12 protein-coding genes and 3 tRNA genes are annotated in these 17,294 nt (G+C 73.6%); 12 read left to right on the top strand and 3 right to left on the bottom strand.

Annotation, left to right across the window (positions count from 1 at the left end; translation table 11 throughout):
• The first annotated feature begins 64 nt into the window (after positions 1-64).
• Positions 65-1,357 (top strand): NAD(P)-binding domain-containing protein, encoded by a 1,293-nt coding sequence (locus tag AWQ70_RS07245; protein WP_084516641.1) that lies wholly within the window; start codon positions 65-67, stop codon positions 1,355-1,357.
• Positions 1,358-1,481: 124 nt separating this feature from the next.
• On the opposite strand, the gene hutH is transcribed toward AWQ70_RS07245, so the two are convergent.
• Entirely contained in the window at positions 1,482-3,029 is a 1,548-nt protein-coding gene (gene hutH, locus AWQ70_RS07240) for a histidine ammonia-lyase (RefSeq protein WP_067171984.1), read from the bottom strand.
• A 144-nt stretch (positions 3,030-3,173) separates the two neighbouring features.
• Here hutH and AWQ70_RS07235 point away from each other — a divergent pair.
• From AWQ70_RS07235 to AWQ70_RS07215, 5 genes are all read left to right on the top strand, one after another.
• A tRNA-Gly gene (locus AWQ70_RS07235) sits at positions 3,174-3,245 on the top strand.
• 13 nt (positions 3,246-3,258) lie between these two features.
• A tRNA-Cys gene (locus tag AWQ70_RS07230) sits at positions 3,259-3,329 on the top strand.
• Positions 3,330-3,344: 15 nt separating this feature from the next.
• Positions 3,345-3,419, top strand: a tRNA-Val gene (locus AWQ70_RS07225).
• Between the two features lie 98 nt (positions 3,420-3,517).
• Positions 3,518-3,814: a VOC family protein gene (locus AWQ70_RS07220; protein WP_067171982.1), complete on the top strand. Its 297-nt coding sequence runs from the start codon at positions 3,518-3,520 to the stop codon at positions 3,812-3,814.
• 90 nt (positions 3,815-3,904) lie between these two features.
• Positions 3,905-5,476: a hypothetical protein gene (locus tag AWQ70_RS07215; RefSeq protein WP_084516612.1), complete on the top strand. Its 1,572-nt coding sequence runs from the start codon at positions 3,905-3,907 to the stop codon at positions 5,474-5,476.
• A gap of 180 nt (positions 5,477-5,656) precedes the next feature.
• Here the strand turns inward: AWQ70_RS07215 and AWQ70_RS07210 are convergent, their stop codons facing one another.
• Positions 5,657-6,829, bottom strand: a complete 1,173-nt coding sequence (locus AWQ70_RS07210) for a PucR family transcriptional regulator (protein WP_067171979.1) — start codon at positions 6,827-6,829, stop codon at positions 5,657-5,659.
• Positions 6,830-7,257: 428 nt separating this feature from the next.
• Between AWQ70_RS07210 and AWQ70_RS07205 the strand changes: the two genes are divergently transcribed.
• The 6 genes from AWQ70_RS07205 to AWQ70_RS07180 all read left to right on the top strand — a co-directional run bounded on the left by AWQ70_RS07205 (position 7,258) and on the right by AWQ70_RS07180 (position 16,347).
• The gene (locus tag AWQ70_RS07205) at positions 7,258-8,022 is read left to right on the top strand and encodes an alpha/beta fold hydrolase (RefSeq protein WP_218004450.1); all 765 of its coding nucleotides are present in this window, start codon (positions 7,258-7,260) and stop codon (positions 8,020-8,022) included.
• Between the two features lie 32 nt (positions 8,023-8,054).
• Positions 8,055-8,915, top strand: a complete 861-nt coding sequence (locus AWQ70_RS07200; RefSeq protein ID WP_067171974.1) for a VOC family protein — start codon at positions 8,055-8,057, stop codon at positions 8,913-8,915.
• 91 nt (positions 8,916-9,006) lie between these two features.
• Positions 9,007-10,779: an FAD-dependent oxidoreductase gene (locus AWQ70_RS07195; RefSeq protein ID WP_067171972.1), complete on the top strand. Its 1,773-nt coding sequence runs from the start codon at positions 9,007-9,009 to the stop codon at positions 10,777-10,779.
• Positions 10,780-10,983: 204 nt separating this feature from the next.
• The gene (locus tag AWQ70_RS07190; protein WP_067171970.1) at positions 10,984-12,573 is read left to right on the top strand and encodes an FAD-dependent monooxygenase; all 1,590 of its coding nucleotides are present in this window, start codon (positions 10,984-10,986) and stop codon (positions 12,571-12,573) included.
• Positions 12,570-14,633 carry an acetate--CoA ligase family protein gene (locus AWQ70_RS07185; RefSeq protein WP_067171967.1) on the top strand — a complete coding sequence of 688 codons (2,064 nt, stop codon included), beginning with the start codon at positions 12,570-12,572 and terminating at the stop codon, positions 14,631-14,633. Before AWQ70_RS07190 ends, AWQ70_RS07185 begins: the two co-directional genes overlap by 4 nt.
• Positions 14,614-16,347, top strand: a complete 1,734-nt coding sequence (locus AWQ70_RS07180; RefSeq protein ID WP_067171964.1) for a (2,3-dihydroxybenzoyl)adenylate synthase — start codon at positions 14,614-14,616, stop codon at positions 16,345-16,347. Before AWQ70_RS07185 ends, AWQ70_RS07180 begins: the two co-directional genes overlap by 20 nt.
• Here AWQ70_RS07180 and AWQ70_RS07175 read toward each other — a convergent pair.
• On the bottom strand, positions 16,328-17,128 hold the full coding sequence (locus tag AWQ70_RS07175; RefSeq protein WP_067172259.1) for a class I SAM-dependent methyltransferase: 801 nt from the start codon (positions 17,126-17,128) through the stop codon (positions 16,328-16,330). The genes AWQ70_RS07180 and AWQ70_RS07175 overlap by 20 nt on opposite strands.
• Positions 17,129-17,294 lie beyond the last annotated feature (166 nt).

The following is a 17,294-nucleotide window of genomic DNA, read 5'->3' as shown; positions in this document are numbered from 1 at the left end:
GCATGGATAGCATGACATTTAGTCGCTGGTGGAATGGCTCGGCGCCGACCTACAGTCGCCACCCGTGATCGCTTTTCTCGGACTGGGGCGCATGGGCGCCCCCATGGCCCGGCGCCTCGTGGACGCCGGGCACAAGGTGACCGTCTGGAACCGCACGCGCAAGGAGTTCCCCGGGGCCACGGTGGCGGCCACCCCGGCGGAGGCCGTCGCGGACGCCGGCCTGGTCCTCACGATGCTGGCCGACCCGGACGCGGTCGAGGACGTGACGCGTTCCGCGCTGCCCGGCTTGCGTCCCGACGCGCTGATCGTCGAGATGTCCACGATCGGCCCCGACGCCGTGGCCCGGCTCCGGCGGACGCTGCCGTCCGGGGCGGGCCTGGTGGACGCGCCCGTCCTCGGCAGCGTGGCCCCCGCGGAGGAGGGGCGGCTGGTCGTCCTGGCCGGCGGCTCGACCGAGGACCTCGCCCGCTGCCGCGACGTGCTCGCCGTCTTCGGGACGGTGCGCGAGGTCGGCCGCCTCGGCGCGGGCGCCGCGCTCAAGCTGGCCGTCATGAGCGCGCTCGTCCCCGCCCAGGTGATGCTCGCCGAGAACCTGGCGTACGCCGAGAGGCTGGGCGTCGGCCGCGACGTCTTCCTCGACATCCTCGCCGGCACCCCGCTCGGCGCGCTCGCCGGCCGCCTGGACGCCGCCGCGACGGGCCCCGCCGAGACCCGGTACGCGCTGGGCCTGGCGGCGAAGGACCTGCGGCTCGCGACCGGCGGGACCGGGGCGGGCCAGACGGTGGCCGCCGCGGCCCGCGACCTGCTCGCCGCGGCCGAGGCGGCGGGCCTCGGCTCCGAGGACCTCTCCGCCGTCGTCCGCTGGGCCGCCGGGGCGGCGGACGCGGCGGCCCCGGGCGGGAGCGCCCCGGCCGGGGGTGAGATCCGCGCGACCGGCCCCGTCGCGGCCTCCGGCTCGCCCGGGAGCCGGAAGGCCGCGGTGCGGATCAACCCCTCCACGGTCCCCCCGACCAACGGCCGATACTCCCACGCGGTGCGTTTCGGAGACCTGCTGTTCGTCTCCGGCCAGGTCGCGGCGGACGGGGACGGCCGCGTCGTCGGCGAGGGCGACATGGCCCGCCAGTCGGAGTACGTCTTCGAGTGCCTGGGCCGGATCCTCGCGGACCAGGGAAGCTCGTTCGACGATGTGATCCACGTCAAGACGTTCGTCACCGACATGGACCGGCTGCTCGACTACGCGAAGGCCCGGGCGCGCTATCTCACCGGGGAGCCGCCGTCGAGCACCACGGTCGAGGTGGGCCGGCTCTTCCTGCCGGACGCGCTGCTGGAGGTCGAGGTGATCGCCGCGATCCCCTGACCCCCGCCGCGCGGCGGCGCCGCGTACGGGGCGGACCGATCGGACCGGTGCGGCCGGGCGCCGGGCCGGCCCGATCGGGTGGACCGGGTGAATCAGGTGGATCGGCCGTGACGGGCCGCGGCGGTCAGCTCAGCGGCCCCGTCACCGACTCGGCGGCGGTGACCACGGCCCCCTCGTCGACGAGCCGTACGACCGCCTCGATCTCCGGCGCGAGGAACCGGTCCGTCCCGGGGCCCGCGACCGATTCCCGGATCAGCGCGGTCACCGCCCCCGTCGCCGGGGCCGGGGCGTGCGGCGCGCGCAGGTCGACCGCGCGGGCCGCCGTGAGCAGCTCGACGGCGAGCACCCGGGTCAGGCCGTCGACCGCCCGGCGCAGCTTGCGCCCCGCCGACCAGCCCATCGACACGTGGTCCTCCTGCATCGCCGAGCTGGGGATCGAGTCGACGCTGGCGGGGTTGGCCAGGCGCTTCAGCTCCGAGACGATGGCGGCCTGCGTGTACTGGGCGATCATGTGCCCGGAGTCGACGCCGGGATCGTCGGCCAGGAACGCGGGCAGCCCGTGGCTGCGGGCGACGTCGAGCATGCGGTCGGTCCGGCGCTCGGCGATCGACGCCACGTCGGCCACCGCGATGGCCAGGAAGTCCAGCACGTACGCCACGGGAGCGCCGTGGAAGTTGCCGTTCGACTCGACCCGGCCGTCGGCGAGCACCACCGGGTTGTCGATCGCGCTGGCCAGCTCGCGCCCGGCGACGGTGGCGGCGTGGGCGACGGTGTCCCTGGCGGCTCCGGCGACCTGGGGGGCGCAGCGCAGCGAGTAGGCGTCCTGCACGCGGGTGCAGGAGCCGTCCCGATGCGAGGCCATGATCCCCGAGTCGGCGAGCAGGGCGCGCATGTTGGCGGCGGCGGCCGCCTGGCCGGGGTGGGGGCGCAGCGCCTGGAGCGCCGCGTCGAAGACCCGGTCGGTGCCGAGCAGGGCCTCGACGCTCATCGCGGCGCTGATGTCCGCCGTTCTGAGCAGCCGCTCCAGGTCGTGGATGGCGAGCACGAGCATGCCGAGCATGCCGTCGGTGCCGTTGATGAGGGCGAGACCCTCCTTGGCGGCCAGCTCGACCGGCTCGACGCCGTACTCCTTGAGCGCCTCGTCGGCGGGCCGGACGCGGCCCTCGCGGTCGCGGACGACCCCCTCGCCCATGATCGTCATCGCGACGTGCGAGAGCGGGGCGAGGTCGCCGGAGCAGCCCAGGCTGCCGTACTCGTGGACCACGGGCGTGATCCCGGCGTTGAGGAGGCTCTCGAGGACCCTGGCGGTCGTGGGGCGCACGCCCGTGTGACCGGTCGCGAGGGTGTGCAGGCGCAGGAGCATCATGGCCCGGGTGACCTCGGTCTCCACCTCCGGGCCCGACCCGGCGGCGTGCGAGCGGATCAGGCTGCGCTGGAGCCGGCCGCGCAGCGCCGGGTCGATGTGCCGGGTGGCGAGGGCGCCGAACCCGGTGGAGACGCCGTAGGCGGGGGTGTCCCCCTCCGCCAGTTCCTCGATCCTGCCCCGGGACGCGGCCATCTCCGCGATCGCGTCGTCCGTGAGCCGTACGGCGGCGCCGTACCTGGCCACGCTGATCACATCGCCGAAGGCCAGGGGTTCCGGCCCGATCTCCACGACCTCGTTGTCCCGCATGGTTCCACTCTTCCCACACTTGGTAACTAGCGTCTGCAATGTTAGCTGCTTACATCTCCAGGGTCTCCCGCTTGATTTGGGGAGTCGGCGCGGATTCGCTAGAGTTCTCTGCGTGAGGCCGCCTCCAAGGGGGCGGGAAATCACGCGGAAGTGGCTCAGTGGTAGAGCATCACCTTGCCAAGGTGAGGGTCGCGGGTTCGAATCCCGTCTTCCGCTCGGAGCTTTACGTGGTGGAGTGGCCGAGAGGCGAGGCAGCGGCCTGCAAAGCCGCGTACACGGGTTCAAATCCCGTCTCCACCTCTGGCCCCACGCCAAGGACGATTAGCTCAGCGGGAGAGCGCTTCCCTGACACGGAAGAGGTCACTGGTTCAATCCCAGTATCGTCCACCATCGGAAATCCCAGGCCCCGCGGCCTGGGATTTCCTGTTTCCCGAGGCAACGGCCCCGAGCCCGGAGATCGAGCCGCGCCTCCGCTCCACAATGAGACTGTGCGGGCGAACCTTCTGGTCATCTACACCACGCGTCCCGGGGAGTGTCGCGACTTCTACTCCTCCCTGGGCATGGACTTCCGCCTCGAGCGGCACGGCGACGGGCCGGAGCACTTCGCCGCCGTCCTGCCGGACGGGACGGTCTTCGAGATCTATCCCGCGCTCAGGGGCCGTACGACCGGCGCCCTCCGGCTGGGATTCGCGACCCTCGCCGCCGCCGGGCTCCCTCCGGGGCGGCATCTGACGCGCGACCCGGACGACCGGGTGGTCGAGATCCATGTCCGGCCCGCGCCCTGATCCGGGTACGCGTCCGGATTGCGGCGTACGCGGCGGATGGGCCATCATGACGGACATGATCTATGGGAAGGGCGGCCACCGCCCCAGCCGGTGAACCCCGGCATGTGGAAGCTGGGCGACGACCCCGTCGACGATCGCCCCACCTTCCTCGCACACGCGCTCGCGATGTCCCTGCGCCACGGTCCCGGCCCCTGGCCGGAAGAGGCACACACGCTCCCCGATGATCCGCCTCCTCCGAGCGACGGCGGGCCCCTCATCAGCAGCGTCGTCAGGGACGGCATCGAGAGCCACCACTTCCGCGCCACCCCGGACGCCGGCGCGGTCACCGAGATCGCCGACCTGCTCGACAGGCTGGCCACCACCCGGAGACCCGCCCGCGAGGACCTGTCGCGACTGCACGATCGGTCCGCAGGCACGTCGGCGATCGCCGTCGCGGACGACCTCGTCGAACAGACCCGGCTGCGTCGGCTGCCCGGCGACCGGATCCGCGCACTCGGACGCCACCTGGCGGAGCACGGCACCCGCCGCGACACGGTGAAGATCGGTCTGGTGCTGGTGGGCGCGTACGGCGACCAGCGCGACCGGGACCTGCTGCTCCTGCTCGGCACCCTGGAGGAGCTCACCCTGTACGCGGTCGTCGCCCTGGTGCGCACCCAGCCGGACCGGCAGCGGGCCGTGTACGAGCTGGCCCGCCGCGTCGAGGGCTGGGGCCGGATCCACGCGGTGGAACGACTCAAGGGCTGCGACGATCCGGAGATCAAAGCGTGGCTGCTGCGGGACGGCTTCCGCAACGGAATCATGAACGAGTACCTCGCCTACATCGCCGCCACGACCGGCGGCCTCTGGCGCGCTCTCGTCGAGAGCGACGTCGACGACGCCCTGCTCGACGGCGCCGGGGACATCCTGGCCGCCCTGGCCTTGGGCGGCCCGGCCGAGGACATGAGCGACTACGACGACGCCCTGCCGGCGATGGGACGCTTCGCCGAGCTTCTCGCCGGCCGCCAGGCCACGCTCCGGAGGCTGCACGGCCTGCTGGGAGTGCTGGGCTACCTGCGCGACCCCGGCGACGGCGCCCGGTGGCCGTCCGACGACATCGCACGGCTGCGCCGGAGCTACCAGGATCGCCTCGCCGAGCCCCGATGGAGCGATCTCGTGCTGGGGCACCTCGCGGATCCGCGCGACCCCGGCTTCCACGACGCGCTTTGGGCGGCCGGGCCGCTGGAGCTGCCGGTCGTCCCGCAGGCCGTCGCCCGTCTGGAGATCGACCCGCTGGACGGGTTCGTCTGGTGGTCGGCGCTGGGCGCCGCCACGTCATCGGAGGCCGAACGGCTGTGCGTCCTCGCCGAGCGACTGCTCCCCCTGTCCGATCTGGCCAACGGCCCCGGCGACGTTTACGACCTCGGGGAGGAGTACGCCGCCGATCGGGCTCTGGAGTCCGTCGTCTCCAGGCTGGACGCCTTTCCCGGGATCGGCCTGCCGCTGATCCGGGTGGCCCTGCGCAACCGGATCACCCGGCTCAGGCGCGCGGCGACGGGGGCGTTGGCCGCCTGGCCGGCGTCGGCCGTACCGGACGAGGCCGGGGCCTGGGTCCGGCGGGCGGCGGCGATCGAGCCGGACGAGCAGACCCGGGCCGAGATGCTCGCCTTCCTCGTGTCCCGGTGACGGAGAGGCGCGACCGGTGAGGATCCCCGCGCGAGCCGGGCTGCCGTCGGCAGTGGGGCGACCCGGGCAAACCTTCGCGTGATCTCCACCACACGCCCGAAGAGCGCCGCGACTTCCTCGCGGCGCTCGACGCCCCCGCACCTGGCCACAGGACGGGCTCGCGATCCGCCGCCCGGGGCGTCACTCGTCCGAGCAGAGTCCGGCGAGGCGGGCGATCCGCAGGCCGGCGTGCAGGTCGAGCCGTACCGCGCCGTCGGAGATGTCGCAGCCGGTGACCTCACGGATCCGGTCGAGCCGGTAGTACAACGTGCTGCGGTGGATGGCCAGCCGTCGGGCGGTCCGCTGGATCTCGCCGCCGCTGTCCAGGTAGGTCTGCAGGGTCGAGACGAGTTCGGCCTTGTGCGGGGAGGCCAGCAACCGCCGCACTCCGGCGGGCAGGTGGCCGGACGTCAGCCGGTCGAGCGGCAGTTGCAGGAGGAGACGGTCCAGGCCCAGGTCGTCCCAGAAGACCTGCCTGCCATAACGCCGCGGGTCCGCGCGTGAGGCGCGGTAGGCGATCTGCGCCTCACGGTAGGACTCCACCGCCTCGGTCAGCGACCGCTTGACGCCGCCGGCCCCGGCCGTGACGTGCTCCAGGCCGGGAGAGGCGAGGACGCGGTCCAGCCTGGCCGGGTTGACCGGGCGGGGGAACAGCACGACCCCCTCCACGCCGAGGACCGCGCCGACGATCTTGACGGTCGTCGAGCGGGTGGTGAACTCCAGCGTCGCCTCGACCGCCAGTCGGGTGACGGACCGCGGGTACGGCTCGGGGGCCCGGCACACCAGCACCGAGTAGTGCTCGACGTCCTCGATCAGCCCTTCCCGCAGCAGGGACTCCGCGGCCCGCCCGCGCTCTTCCGGCGCGTCGCTCAGCAGGGCGGACAGCAGGGATCTCGCGTGCTCCACGCTGCGGCGCAGGTCCGACAGCCGCAACGCGAGGAGCATGCCGATCTCCGGACCGGCGGCCTCCAAAGCCCGCATGGCGTCGGCCGGCGTCTCCCCGCCGGGCCGGTCGTCCACGCAGTAGACATAGCCGAGGAGGTGCTGCTCGTGACGCAGCGGCATGACGACCCTTGCGTCGCACTGGGAATCGGCCGGTACGCGCACCGGGTGCGCGACGGTGCGCAGCCGGTACGCCCTGACCAGGGCCTCGGTCAGCGGCGCCAGGGATCCGGCCAGCAGCCGGGCCAGCCGGGAGCGGCGCGCGTCGGTGTCGTGGACGCTGTACGCCGCGACCTTCAGGTCGAGGTCCAGCACGACCAGCGGGGCGCCCAATCGATCAGCCAGATCCTGGAGGGTGTCATCAAGGCTCATCGGGGTGGTCCTCTCCTTCGACACTTCGTCGGATCACGTCCGACAAGCGGCGACAGAACGTCCGAAGCGCGTCCGCCTGCCGCCCGGCTACGGTGAGTCAACACCGCACAAGCTGACTTCGCCGCATGTGAAGGTGACCGAAAGCCGCTGCCGTCCATGCCGGGACGCGACGGCCGGGTCACTGGGAAAGGCCCCCTGATCTCCGAGTCCGGGTCGGCGGTCAATCACCCGGGGCCTGGACGAATGCTGGCACAGCGCGGGGCATGATTGCCAGCCGCCTGGGGCGGCGACCGACGGAACCCCGGCCGAGCAGTCCGACACGTGAGGAAAGGAACCCGATACGCGTGACCCAGGTAACCGAACATACTGTCGAGACAGACGGCTACTCCACATTCTTTCTGGAGAGCGGAGCGGAGAATTCCGAAACCGTGATCCTGCTGCACGGCGGCGGCCCGGGCGCGAACGCCTCGTCGAACTGGCGTGACTTCGTCCCGCTGCTCTCCGGCGACTACCGGGTCCTGGCGCCCGACCTGGTCGGCTACGGCCGTACCGACCACCCGGAGGACATGCCGCCCACCCTCATCGGCTGGCTGCGGCTGCGGGTGAACCAGGTGCTGGCCCTGATGGACGGGCTGGGCATCGAGCGGGCGCACCTGGTCGGCAACTCGATGGGCGGGGCCCTGGCGATGCACCTGGTGATGGCGGCGCCGGACCGCTTCGCCCGGATCTCCCTGATGGGCAGCGCGGGAGGAAGCATGCACCCGACGCCCGAGGTCATGCGGATGGTCTCCTTCTACAAGGACCCGACGATCAGCGCCCTTGAGAACCTCACCAGGTGGTTCGTCCACGACGAGGGCGCGCTGAGCGAATCGATCTCGTCGATCGTCGAGCAGCGTTACCAGGAGGTCATGCGCCCGGAGGTCCGCCGGTCCTACGAGCGGTTCTTCTCCGCGGTCTCGACCCCGGCGGAGGCGGCCGTCCCGCCGTCCGCGCTGCGCCGGATGCCGCACCCGTTCCTGATCGTGCACGGCCGCGAGGACCGGTTCGTGACGCCCGACTCCAGCGTGTACCTCCAGCAGCACCTGCCCAACGCGGAGCTGCACGTCTTCCCGCACTGCGGGCACTGGGTGCAGATCGAGCGCGCCCGCGACTACGCCGCCCTGCTCCGCCACTTCCTCGCCGACGCGAACTGACGGCCGGCCACCACCAGTCAGGTAGGAGACACATGGACATCAAGCAGCTCGGCTACCTCGGCCTCCACTCCCGGGAGCCGGAGGCGTTCGCCACCTACGCCACGGACATCCTCGGCATGCAGCGGGTCGCGGGAGAGGACGGCGCCACCCACTTCCGCATCGACGACCGGCACCACCGCGTCACCGTCGAGACGGCCGACCGCGACGGCGGCGCCTACTACGGGTGGGAACTCGCCGACGCCGACGCGCTGCGCGCCGCGATGGACGAGCTGAGCGACCACGGCGTCCGGGCGCAGTCGGCCACGCAGCGCGAACTGGAGGTCCGCCGCGTCGAGGGCATGGCGCACTTCCTCGACCCGGCGGGCAACCGGGTGGAGCTGTACCACGGCCAGGCGAGCGGCGAGGGCGAGTTCACCTCCGCCCGCGACATCGAACGGTTCATCACCGGCGACCTCGGCCTCGGGCACGTCGTCCTGGCCAGCCCGGACGTCGCCGCGCAGGAGGCGTTCTACACCGACGTGCTCGGCTTCAAGATCAGTGACACGATGCGGGCGCCGTTCCGGGCCACGTTCCTGCACACCAATCCGCGGCACCACAGCATCGCCTTCGTGGACGGCCCGTTCTTCGGCATCGAGCACCCCTTCCTCCACCACTTCATGCTCGAGGTCCCCGACATGGAGCAGGTCGGCCGCACGTACGACCTGGTGCTGGACCGCGACGTGCCGGTCACCATGACGCTCGGCCAGCACACCAACGACAAGATGTTCTCCTTCTACGCCGAGTCCCCCGTCGGGGTGCACACCGAGTTCGGCTGCGGCGGCGTGCTGATCGACGACGCCACCTGGCAGGTCACCGAGATCCCCGGGCCCGACATCTGGGGCCACCGGCACTGACCTTGCGGCGCCCTCCCGGCAACGGACCGGCCCCCGGGGCCCGCCGCAGGCCGGGCCGTCGCGACACCCCACATCTAGGAGTCACTGGCAGATGGACAACCTCACCCCCGTCCTGGAGACCGAAGTCCTCATCGTCGGCGCCGGGCCCGCCGGCGCCACCGCCGCGGCGCTGCTCGCGACGTACGGCATCCCGAACGTGATGATCAACAAGTACGCCGGGGTCTCGAACACGCCCCGCGCGCACATCACCAACCAGCGTGGCGTCGAGGTGCTGCGCGACCTCGGCGTCGAGGACCAGGTGATCAGGCAGGCGACGCCGCAACACCTGATGGGCGAGCACGTCTACGCGACCAGCCTGGCCGGCAACGAGCTGGGCCGGCTGCGCACCTGGTACACCCACCCGCACTTCAAGGCCGAGCACGACCTCGCCAGCCCCTGCTCGGTGTGCGACCTGCCGCAGCACATCCTGGAGCCGATCCTGGTGGACGCCGCGTCCACGCGTGGCTCCTCCGTACGGTTCAACACCGAACTGGTGACGTTCACCCAGGACGAGGACGGCGTGACCGCCCTGGTCCGCGACCGGCTGACCGGCCAGGAATACGGCATCCGCAGCAAGTACCTGATCGGCGCCGACGGCGGCAGGTCCGTCGTCGCCGAGAGGCTCGGCCTGCCGATGGTCGGTGAGATGGGCACCGGCGGCTCGATCAACGTGGTGTTCGAGGCGGACCTCACCCGGTTCGTGGAACACCGGCCGGGCGACATGTACTGGCTGGTACAGCCCGGGGTCGGCCATGACGGCAACGGCATCGGCGTCCTGCGCGTCGTCCGCCCGTGGACCCGGTGGGTCGGCGTGTGGGGCTACGACGAGTCGCAGGGCACGCCCACGTTCACCGAGGAGGACGGCATCCGGATCGCGCACCAGCTCATCGGCGACGACACCGTCCCGGTGAAGGTGCTGTCGATCTCCACCTGGGCCGTCAACGACGTGTACGCGACGGACAACATGCGGGGCCGGGTCATCTGCGTGGGTGACGCCGTGCACCGGCACTCGCCCATGAACGGCCTCGGCTCCAACACCTCCATGCAGGACAGCTACAACCTGTGCTGGAAGCTCGCGCTGGTCCTTCGTGGCCAGGCCGCGCCCTCGCTGCTCGAGACCTACCGCGACGAGCGGGCGCCCGTCGCCAAGCAGATCGTGCAGCGGGCCACCCGCAGCGCGCACCTCATGCCGCCGATCTTCGCCGCGCTCGAACTGCCGACCGCGCCGGACGAGAACACGATGCGTGAGGCGATCGACCGGCTGTCCGAGCCGACCGCGGAGGCGGGTCGGCGCCGCCGCACGTTCGACGACGCGCTGCACGCCACGCTCATGTGCTTCAACACGCACGGCGTCGAGACCAATCAGCACTACACGTCCGCGGCCGTCGTCCCGGACGGCACGCCCGAGGTGCCCGCGCCGCGTGACGAGGAGGTCTACTACTTCCGGACCACCCGCCCGGGACGGCACCTGCCGCATGTGTGGGTGACCCGCGACCAGCGGCGGGTGTCCACCTTCGACCTGTGCGGCAGGGGCGAGTTCACCCTGCTGACCGGGATCGGCGGCGCGGCCTGGCGCGCGGCCGCCGAAGCGGTCGCGGCGCGCTTCGGCCTGCCGATCCGGGTGCACAGCATCGGCCGGGGCTGCGACTACGAGGACAGCTACGGCGACTACCGGGCCGCTTCCGAGGTCGGCGAGGACGGCGTCCTGCTGGTCCGCCCCGACCACATGGTGGGCTGGCGGGCCGCCTCCCTGCCGTCGGACCCGGAGGCCGCGTTGGGCACGGCCGTCGCGAAGATCCTCGGCCGCGCGGACTCCGCCGTCTGACCGGAACGCCGGGCCGCGTCCGCGTGGGCGTGGCCCGGGCGTGCCGTACCTCCTGGCGTCTTCCGCCGGAGACCTCACGTCCGTACATCCAGAGAGGTTGTCAGCAGTGAAACTCGCGACGATCCGCACCACCACCACCACCGAAACCGCGGGGGTCCGTGCGGACGAGACCCGCGACGTCATGGCCGGGAAGGGCTGATCGCGATGCGTGTCGCAGTGGCGGGCGGCGGGCCGGGCGGGCTCTTCCTGGCCGCGCTGATCAGGCAGGCGGACCCCACGGCCGAGGTCACCGTGTTCGAGCGCAACCGCGCCGACGACACCTTCGGCTTCGGCGTCGTCTTCTCCGACCGCACCCTGGAGGCGATCCACCAGGCCGACCCGGTGCTGCGCCGGGCGCTGGTCGAGCACGGGCGGCACTGGGACGAGATCGAGGTACGGCTGAAGGGCGAGCGGATCCGCTGCGGCGGCAACGGCATGGCCGCCGTCTCCCGGCGCACCCTGCTCCTGCTGCTCCAGGATCGCGCCCGCGACATGGGAGCCACGCTGCGGTTCTCCACCGAGGTGACCCTGGACGACCTGACCGGCTACGACCTCGTCGTGGCCGCGGACGGCACCGGATCCAGGATCCGCGACGCCCTCGGCACCGGCCTGGGCGTGGAGGTGGAGACGGCCGGCGCCAAGTTCATCTGGTTCGGCACCGACCACCTCTTCGACGGGCTCACGTTCATCCACGAGAGCGGCCCGGACGGCGTCTTCGCGGTGCACGGCTACCCGATCTCCGACACGGTCTCGACGTTCATCGTCGAGACCGACGAGGCGTCGTGGCGGCGGGCCGGGCTCGACGCGTTCGACGTGTCCCAGCCGCCCGGGTCGAGCGACATGCGGTCCAAGAAGTACCTGGAGCGGCTCTTCTCCGACCAGATCGACGGCGGGCGACTGCTGACGAACAACTCCCGGTGGGCGAACTTCCGCACCCGCCGTACCCGCCGGTGGCACACCCTGAGCCCGGTCCCGGTCGCCCTGCTCGGCGACGCCGCGCACACCGCGCACTTCTCGGTGGGGTCCGGCACCAAGATGGCGATGGAGGACGCCGTCGCCCTCGCCGGGGCGCTGGCCGCGCACCCCGATGACCTGCCCGCCGCCCTCGCCGCCTACGAACGGGCCGCCCAGCCTCCGGTACGGCGCATCCAGGACTCCGCGCGGCCCAGCCTGGCCTGGTGGGAGAACTTCGGCGGCTACCACGACGCGTTCGAGCCGTGGCAGTTCGCCTACCACTTCCTGACCCGCAGCATCACCGACGCCCGGCTGGCCCGCCGCGCGCCGGACTACGTCGCCGGCGCGCACCGCAGGTGGCGCGAGGAGCACGGCGCCCAGCCGCTCGACACCCCGTTCCGCACGCCCCGCTGGTCCGCGCCCGGCCGCCTCGTGGACATCGTCACCGGCCCGGACGGCCTGCCCGCCGCGGTACGCGGCACCGGCGACCTGCCCCTGTCCGCGCGGCCGGCGCCCGGGGCGTGGGGGGCGCTGCTGGCCGCGCCGGACACCGAGGCGGGCCTGCCCGCGTCGTTCGACCGGCTCGCCGGGCAGGCCGGGCTGGCAGGGCAGGACGGGCAGGACGCCCCCGTGCTGGTCGCCGTACACGGGGGCACCCCGCTGACACGCGCCCTGCTCTGCGAGCGGGCCAGGCTACGGGAGCGGCTGCCCGCCCTGACGGTCGAGCCGGACCACGACCTCGACCGGGCGCTGACCACGGTGCTGTCCGGCCGCGCCGACCTGGTGGGGGTGCCCCGATGACGGCGCGGAGCCTGACCCCGATGTTCGCGCCGCGCGGCGTCGCCGTCGTCGGCGCGTCCCGCGACCCGGCCAAGCTCGGCGCGGTCATGGCGCGGTCGTTGTCGGCGTTCGCCGAGGCGGGCGGCCACCTGGCGCTCGTCAACGCCCGCGACGACACGATGCACCGGTCGATCCGCGCGGCGGCGCAGGCCGGGCCGGTGGACCTCGCGGTGATCTGCGTCCCGGCCGCGGCCTGCCCCGGCGTGCTCGCCGAGGCCGCCGCCGCCGGTGTGCGGGCCGCCGTCGTCTGCGGCGGCGGGTTCGCCGAGGCGGGCGGGCCGGGCGTGGCCCACCAGCACGCGCTGCGCGAGGTCGTCCGCGACACCGGCATCCGGCTGCTCGGCCCGAACACCAGCGGTTTCCTGGCCCCGGCCGCCGGGGTGACCGCCAGCTTCGTCCCCGGCGTCGCCCGGGTACGGCCCGGCTCCGTGGCCGTCGTCGCGGCGAGCGGCGGCGTCAACCACGCCCTGGCGTTCGCGCTGACCGAGGCCGGGTACGGCGTCAGGCTCGCGGTCGGGCTCGGCAACGGCGCGGACGTGACCGCCCCCGACGTGCTGGACCACCTGGCCGAGGACCCGGGCACGGCCGCGGTGGCGCTGCACGTCGAGTCGGTGGCGGACGGCCCCCGGCTGGTCGAGAGCGTGCGCCGGCTCTCCGCGCGCCGCCCGGTCGTCGCGCTCGTCGTCGGCCGCCACAACGTCGGCGCGTTCGCCGCCTCGCACACCGGGGCGCTGGCCACCTCCTGGCGGACCACCAGGGCGGCGCTCGCCCGGGCGGGAGCCGTACTCGTCGGCGACGAGCGTGAGCTGGTCGACGCGGTCGGCGCGCTGTCGGTGACCCGGATGCCGCCGTGCGCCGAGCCGGGCGTCGGCCTGGTCACCGCCCAGGCGGGCCCCGGGCTGCTGCTCCTGGACGATCTGCGCGGCCGCGGGGCGCGGGTGCCGGAGCTGACCCCCGGCACCCGGCGGACCCTGTCCGGGCTGCTGCCGCCGCTGACCTACCAGCTCAACCCGGTGGACACCGGCCGCCCCGGCCCCGAACTGGGCGCCGTGCTCGCCTCCGTCGGCGCCGACCCGGGCGTCGATGTGATCGCCGGTTACGTCCTGCACGAACCGGACGCCGCGGACGTCGTCGCCGCCGCCCGGCAGGGCCGTACCTCCGGGGTCCCCATGGTGCTCGGCCTCGGCGGTACGGGAGAGGAGGTCGCCCGCGACCGGGCGGCGCTGCGGGACGGCGGGATCGCCGTGGCCGCCGACCCCCGGGGCGTGGCCGCCGCCACCGCCGCGCTGCTGGCCGACGCCCGCGCCAGAGCGGCTGCCCACATGCCTTCCGCACCGCCTGCGCCCGCCGGGGTGCCCGGTGACGTCACCGGCACGTACGACGAGCACGAGGCCAAGGACCTGCTCGGCCGCCTCGGCGTGGCGACCATGCCACGCCGCGCCTGCGCCGACCGGGCCGCCGCCCACGCCGCGCTCGCCGAACTGGGCGGGCCGGTGGCGGTCAAACTGCTCGACGCCGCCGTCCTGCACAAGACCGAGATCGGCGGCGTCCACCTCGGCGTCGTGACCGGCGACGACCTCGACGCGGCGCTCGACCGGCTCGACGCGGCCGGGGCCCGCCGCTACCTGGTCGAGTCGATGGCGCCCGCCGGGATCGACCTGGTCGTCGGCGCCCGCCGCGACCCGGTCTTCGGGCCCGTCGTCCTGGTCGGGCTGGGCGGCACCGTCGCGGAGGCGCTGGCCGACGTCGCCGTCGGGCTCGCCCCGCTGACCCCGGAGGAGGCCGCCGCGATGCCCGCGGAACTCGCCGGGCACGCCCTCCTCACCGGCTGGCGCGGCGGCCCGGTCCTCGACGTCGCGGAACTGGGCCGGATCGTCGCCGCGCTCGGCGACCTGCTCGCCGCCAACCCGATCCTCGACGAGATCGAGATCAACCCCCTGCGGCTCGGCCACGAAGGTCTGGTCGCGCTCGACGCCGTCATCCTCACCAGGAAGGCCGACGATGCCCACCCCGATCAATGAGCACACCGTGCCCTGGCCCGCGCCGTACGCCGAGCGCTACGTCGCGGCGGGCCACTGGGCCGGGGTCCCGATCGGCACCCTGCTCCGCGCGGTGGCCGACCGCACCCCGGACGCCCCCGCCCTCGTCGATCCGGTGGCCCACGGCGGGGCCGGGCTCCGGCTCACCCACGCGGAACTCGCCGAACGCGCCGACGCCGCCGCCGTACGGCTGCTCCGCCTCGGCGTCGCCAGGGGCGACCGGATCGTCGTGCAACTGGGGAACTCCTGGGAGTTCGTCGTGCTCACCCTGGCCTGCCTGCGCGCCGGGATCGTGCCGGTCATGGCGCTGCCCGCGCACCGCAGGGCCGAGCTGACCCACCTGGCCGTCCACGCCGAGGCGGTCGCCATCGCCGTGCCCGACCGGATGCGCGACTTCGACCACCAGCGGCTCGGCCACGACATCGCCGCCGAGGTACGCGCGGCCACCGGCGCGGACTGGCACGTCCTGGTCGCCGGGGACGACGTCGCGCCCGGCAGCGTGGACCTGCGCGCACTGTGCGGCCCCGCCACCGAAGCGGAGGCCGACCGGGCCCGGCTCGACGCCGCCGCCCCCGCGGCCGGTGACGTGGCGGTCTTCCTGCTCTCCGGCGGCACGACCGGGCTGCCCAAGCTCATCGCGCGCACCCACGACGACTACGCCTACAACGCGCGGGCCAGCGCCGAGCTCGCCGCGGTCGGGCCCGACACCGTCTACCTGGTGAGCCTGCCCGCCGGGCACAACTTCCCGCTGGCCTGCCCGGGGATCCTGGGCACGCTGCTGGCCGGCGGCCGGGTGGTCACCCTGCCCTCCCCGGAGCCCGGCCGCGCTTTCGCCACCGTGGAGGCCGAGGGCGTCACGCACACCGCCGTCGTCCCCGCCGTCGCCGGGCGGTGGCTGGAGCACGCCGCCGAACACGGCGCGGGACGGCTCGCGACGCTGCGCGTCCTCCAGGTCGGCGGCGCCCGGCTGTCCGACGAGCTGGCGTACCGGGTGCGGCCGGTGCTCGGGGCCGCGCTCCAGCAGGTCTTCGGGATGGCCGAGGGGCTGCTGAACGTCACCCGCCTCGACGATCCGGAGGATGTCGTGTGCACCACCCAGGGCAGGCCGATCTCCCCGGACGACGAAGTGCGCGTCGTGGACGAACTGGATCAGGACCTGCCCGAAGGGGAACCCGGCCTGCTGCTCACCCGGGGCCCGTACACTCCGCGCGGCTACTACCGGGCCGCCGAGCAGAACGCCCGCGCCTTCACCGCCGACGGCTGGTACCGCTCCGGCGACATCTGCCGCCGTACGCCGGAGGGCAACCTGGTGGTCGAGGGCCGCGACAAGGACATGATCAACCGGGGCGGGGAGAAGATCTCCGCCGAGGAGGTGGAGAACCTCGTCTACCGGCTCCCCTCCGTCAGCCAGGTCGCCGCGGTGGCCATGCCGGACCCCGCCCTCGGCGAGCGGGTGTGCCTCTACGTGGTGCCGAGGCCCGGCGAGACGGTCACGCTGGAACAGGCCCGCGCGGTGATGGAACAGGTGGGCGTGGCCCGCTTCAAACTCCCCGAGCGCCTCGTGCTCGTCGAGGACCTGGTCCTGACCAAGGTCGGGAAGATCGACAAGAAGGCGCTGCGGGCGGACATCGCCGGGCGGATCGCCGCGGAGGCGAGGCCGGCGGTGGGACAGGGAGTCACGCCCGGGCGACGGTGAGCATGTGGCCGGCGACGCCGAGCAGGGTGGGTTCGCCCTCGGAGCGCCGGGCCACGTCGAGGATCATGCCGCGGCGTTCCGGGTCGTCCAGCCACTCGTCGATGTCGGCGTACAGGCCGAAGACGTTCTCGAGAGCGTACCGCCGGGCCTCCGGCAGGCCCGCGTCGGCGAACTCGCCGAGGATCTCGTCCGGGTCGTGGAAGTAGGCCGTCGTGAAGCCGATCCGCTCGTTCCCCCGGAGCAGCCCGTGGCGCGCGGAGTCGTCCACGACGGCGCGCACGCTCTCCTCGGCGTAGCGGCCCGACCTGATCATGTCGTGGACCGCGGCCCACCTGCTGATGGTCGCCGCCGCGACCACGCCGCCCGGCCGTACGACCCGGCGGGCCTCGGCGAGGGCGCGCACCCGGTCGGCACGGTCGGTCAGGTGGTACAGCGGTCCGAGCAGCAGGACGGCGTCCGCCGAGCCGTCGGCGTCCTCCAACGTCCGCGCGTCCCCCATCCGGGCGACGACGCCGGGCAGCCGGGCCGCCATTTCGACGTGCATCGGCACCGGATCGACCACCTCGACCCGGTGTCCGTCCGCGGCCAGCCACTCGGCGTGCACGCCGCTGCCCCCGCCCACGTCCAGGACGCGGGCCGGGGCGGGCGGCAGCACGCGGCGCAGCACGTCCTGCGTGCGCCAGAACTCCAGCCGTCCCCGGCCGGAGCGCAGCCGCCCGTCCTCCCTCCCCCGCAGGTAGTAGTCGAGGATCTCGGGCGGGAACTCCGGCGACCGCGTCATGCTCGCGAGGATGCCTCCCGCCCGTGCCCGGATCAACCCGATTTCCCGCCGGTCGCGGACCCGGCCGGGGTCCCAATGGGCCGGCCCGCCGCGCGGCCGGGGAGCGGCCTCCCTCATCCGGATCGCCCGCGCCGCGATGCCGGGAGCGGCCCTCCTGAACGGCACG

The organism is Microtetraspora niveoalba, from assembly GCF_001570405.1.
Taxonomy (GTDB): domain Bacteria; phylum Actinomycetota; class Actinomycetes; order Streptosporangiales; family Streptosporangiaceae; genus Microtetraspora; species Microtetraspora niveoalba.
Note: the sequence above shows the minus strand (reverse complement) of the source record. Positions and strands in the feature narration are given on the sequence as shown.

Bases quoted from the DNA above. Each gene is read 5' to 3' on its own strand.
- AWQ70_RS07210 (WP_067171979.1), bottom strand. From the start codon at position 6,829: ATGAGCCTTGATGACACCCTCCAGGATCTGGCTGATCGATTGGGCGCC.
- AWQ70_RS07190 (WP_067171970.1), top strand. From the start codon at position 10,984: ATGCGTGTCGCAGTGGCGGGCGGCGGGCCGGGCGGGCTCTTCCTGGCC.
- AWQ70_RS07200 (WP_067171974.1), top strand. From the start codon at position 8,055: ATGGACATCAAGCAGCTCGGCTACCTCGGCCTCCACTCCCGGGAGCCG.
- AWQ70_RS07195 (WP_067171972.1), top strand. From the start codon at position 9,007: ATGGACAACCTCACCCCCGTCCTGGAGACCGAAGTCCTCATCGTCGGC.
- AWQ70_RS07185 (WP_067171967.1), top strand. From the start codon at position 12,570: ATGACGGCGCGGAGCCTGACCCCGATGTTCGCGCCGCGCGGCGTCGCC.
- AWQ70_RS07180 (WP_067171964.1), top strand. From the start codon at position 14,614: ATGCCCACCCCGATCAATGAGCACACCGTGCCCTGGCCCGCGCCGTAC.
- AWQ70_RS07175 (WP_067172259.1), bottom strand. From the start codon at position 17,128: ATGACGCGGTCGCCGGAGTTCCCGCCCGAGATCCTCGACTACTACCTG.
- hutH (WP_067171984.1), bottom strand. From the start codon at position 3,029: ATGCGGGACAACGAGGTCGTGGAGATCGGGCCGGAACCCCTGGCCTTC.